This is a genomic window from Mesobacillus boroniphilus JCM 21738 (genome assembly GCF_000517385.1).
Taxonomy (GTDB): domain Bacteria; phylum Bacillota; class Bacilli; order Bacillales; family Cytobacillaceae; genus Mesobacillus; species Mesobacillus boroniphilus.
Window position 1 is genome coordinate 1 of the sequence record NZ_BAUW01000174.1, and the last position, 2,907, is coordinate 2,907.

General features: G+C 39.7%; 4 protein-coding genes. 2 read left to right on the forward strand and 2 right to left on the reverse strand.

All coding sequences use genetic code 11. The features are described 5' to 3' along the window. Nucleotides 1-151: 151 nt before the first annotated feature. Entirely contained in the window at nucleotides 152-745 is a 594-nt protein-coding gene (locus tag JCM21738_RS21375; protein WP_243463121.1) for a YkyA family protein, read from the reverse strand. 247 nt (nucleotides 746-992) lie between these two features. On the opposite strand from JCM21738_RS21375, the gene JCM21738_RS23675 reads away from it, so the two are divergent. Together JCM21738_RS23675 and def are read left to right on the forward strand one after the other, a co-directional pair. Further along, entirely contained in the window at nucleotides 993-1,118 is a 126-nt protein-coding gene (locus JCM21738_RS23675) for a YjcZ family sporulation protein (RefSeq protein WP_023626255.1), read from the forward strand. A 172-nt stretch (nucleotides 1,119-1,290) separates the two neighbouring features. Beyond that, nucleotides 1,291-1,845, forward strand: a complete 555-nt coding sequence (gene def / locus JCM21738_RS21380) for a peptide deformylase (protein ID WP_023626256.1) — start codon at nucleotides 1,291-1,293, stop codon at nucleotides 1,843-1,845. A gap of 156 nt (nucleotides 1,846-2,001) precedes the next feature. On the opposite strand, the gene JCM21738_RS21385 is transcribed toward def, so the two are convergent. Further along, complete coding sequence (locus JCM21738_RS21385; RefSeq protein ID WP_023626257.1) at nucleotides 2,002-2,772, reverse strand: Cof-type HAD-IIB family hydrolase; 771 nt, start codon at nucleotides 2,770-2,772, stop codon at nucleotides 2,002-2,004. Between the last annotated feature and the right edge of the window lie 135 nt (nucleotides 2,773-2,907).

A 2,907-nucleotide genomic window follows, 5' to 3' on the forward strand; every position in this document is an offset into this window, starting at 1 on the left:
AAAAAGTTTTTTTACTTTCTTATAATATTAAAAAAACCGCTATTAAAAAGCGGCTTTACATTTCATATATTACTTTTCCTTTTCTGTGCTAACTTCTATTCCAGCTTGCTTGTAAAAATCCATTTTTTCTTGATTATACTGATCAGTCTTTTCATTGAATTTTTTTATTGTTATTTAAGACAACTTCATATACTTCATTCACTTTATTTATTTGTTCTTCGAGTTTTTCAAAACTTAATTCCTTATCTTTAAGTATTTCATAGAGTTCTTTGTCATATTGGAGTCCTTGTTTGTAGTTTTCATAAAGCTTATCATGAATTTCATATCTTTCATTCATAGTCGCCTGCAGTTCAGTTGCCTGCTTCTTAAGGTCGGCGTCATCTATTTCGTCGATGATTTTGTCAACATTCTCAAACTCTTTTTCGGATTCATCTATACTTTCACTTTCTTTATCAATATGTTCTGCACGTTTGTCAGCTATAGCCAGTGCCTCATCTGCCAGCTTAACAATTTGGTCATATTCTTTCATTCCAAGAGAAATGATTTGCTCATAAATTTCCTTTTCTTTCTTCTCCAACTCTACAAGCGGATCCTGCTGATCCTCAAACCCTTTTTCGATTGAAACGACCTTCTCAAGCGCTTCAAACATTTTTTCCTCTGGTGATTGCTTGTCCAGGCACCCAGCTAGACTTAAAACTCCAGCCATCATTATAATGGCTAAACTTATTTTTTTGATTATGGACAAAATAATAACCTCCTCATTGATACCAATTTTACTATAGCGATTGCGACGGGATTTGACAATAGATATGAAATTTTGCTGGAATAATTGTTCACCCTGGAAGCAGTATAGGCTTGTCCTTTCCCTCAATATATTCATTCCTCTGCGTTTTTATGCTCTAGGCTTACGCCTACACTTAATATTTTCTCGTGCATAGGCTATAGCAATCGACCGATTTACGGGCGAAAAACACAATTGAGGAGGTTCCCTAATGCAAGGTTACGGATATGGCTGTGGTTATCCCGTGGCAGGAGCAGGGTATGGCAGTGGATTCGCTTTGATTGTCGTGTTGTTCATCCTGCTGATCATTGTTGGCTGCGCCTGCTGGAAGTTTTAATAAGAAAATTGTAAGCGCCTTGGTCAGCACCGGCAAGAGTTGGAGGTCATGGCAATTTTGCAGTTAGGAGAGAGGGAGGGAGGGCTAGTCCCTCTCTCTTTTAACATTTCTAGTTAACTTTTTACTGTTCATTTGTTAGACTTAACATTATTACATACCAGAGGTGAAGTTAATGTTGACGATGAATGATATCGTCCGTGATGGACATCCCGTGCTCCGAAAAGTCGCGGAAGAGGTTCCTATGCCCCCTTCACAGGAAGATAAGACAGTGCTAGAAAGCCTGATTGAATATGTTAAAAACAGCCAAGATCCTGAAGTTGCCCAAAAACATGGGCTCCGTCCCGGAATCGGTCTTGCCGCCCCACAAATAAATGTATCTAAAAGAATGATTGCTGTTCATGTAACAGATGAAAAAGATAATTTATTAAGCCATGCCCTCTTCAACCCAAAAATCATCAGCCATTCAGTGGAACGTTCATACCTTGCAGCCGGTGAAGGATGCCTGTCAGTTGATGAGTCGATTCCTGGTTATGTGCCAAGATATGCCAGGATAACTGTAAAAGGGACAGACCTTGAAGGAAACGAAATTAAGCTTCGCCTGAAAGGCCTGCCGGCGATTGTCTTCCAACATGAAATCGATCATTTAAATGGAGTCATGTTTTACGATCATATTAATAAACAAGACCCGTATGCTGAAGTTCCCGATGCAAAGCCAGTTGAAAGATAAAAGCCGAATCCTGATAGATTCGGCTTTTTTGTGTCTTTAACTACATTAGTAATATTGGTTGCTTTGGTTAATCCGGAGTCATTTGTGACAGGTTTCTGGTTTCACTCTGTAAGCCTGCATATCATCCTGGTTCACTTACGCTGGGGCTGCTCTGTTCTAAATCAATTTCAGCTCTTTCAAAGCATGCCAGATACCGTCGTCATCTACATCCCGGGTAACCATATTCGCTAGTTCTTTCAATTCTGGTACAGCATTACCCATGGCTACCCCATTCGCAACTGTCTTGAGCATTTCAAGATCATTCAGTCCATCACCAAAAGCGTATACATCTTCCGGCTTGAAACCTAATCGATCCACCATCTTCTTTATACCCTCCGCCTTAGACCCTCCTGCGGGTAGGATGTCCACTGAGTATGGGTGCCACCTGATAAATGTGAATTCGGGATAAGTCTCCCGGTAATACTCTTCTTGAGCTTCTTCACAGAACAAAAGTGTTTGATACAGGTCTCGGTCTACATAAAACCGGTCATCATGTTCAGGATGGGCGAACTTCAGTCCCCCGAGGCTTGTTTCTATGTAATTGTGGTGCTTCACTGAGGATTTCATCGTCTTGTGGTTCATAAACACGACTGGATGTCCCTTATCAGATGCTTCTTGATATATTTCTTTTATCTTTTCACTGTTCAAAGGATTTTGGTAGATTGGCTCCCCTTCAAATACAACATATTGTCCGTTGAAACTCACAAATGAATCGATATCCAGCTCTTTTCTAAGGCTTTCGAACATGAACGGAGCTCGTCCTGTAGCAATGGCTACAAAAACTCCATTTTCCTTCAATGTTTCGATTGCCTTTTTAGCAGAGGCCGGCAGGTTTTTATCATGGTCCAGCAATGTACCATCAATATCAAAAAATACAATTTTACTCATGATCTTCTCCTTTGATGATTTTCTTGAAAGTATTTACTTATTTTTCCTAAACGCTCCTTTCGCATTTGATTTATATGCAGTAATCACGGTAGTCTATCAAATTCAATGGTGCGTGTACAGAAATAAGAAACTTGA

What these genes read in the sequence shown, in the direction of transcription:
- JCM21738_RS21385 (WP_023626257.1), bottom strand. Translation starts at nt 2,772, where the DNA reads ATGAGTAAAATTGTATTTTTTGATATTGATGGTACATTGCTGGACCAT.
- def (WP_023626256.1), top strand. Translation starts at nt 1,291, where the DNA reads ATGTTGACGATGAATGATATCGTCCGTGATGGACATCCCGTGCTCCGA.
- JCM21738_RS23675 (WP_023626255.1), top strand. Translation starts at nt 993, where the DNA reads ATGCAAGGTTACGGATATGGCTGTGGTTATCCCGTGGCAGGAGCAGGG.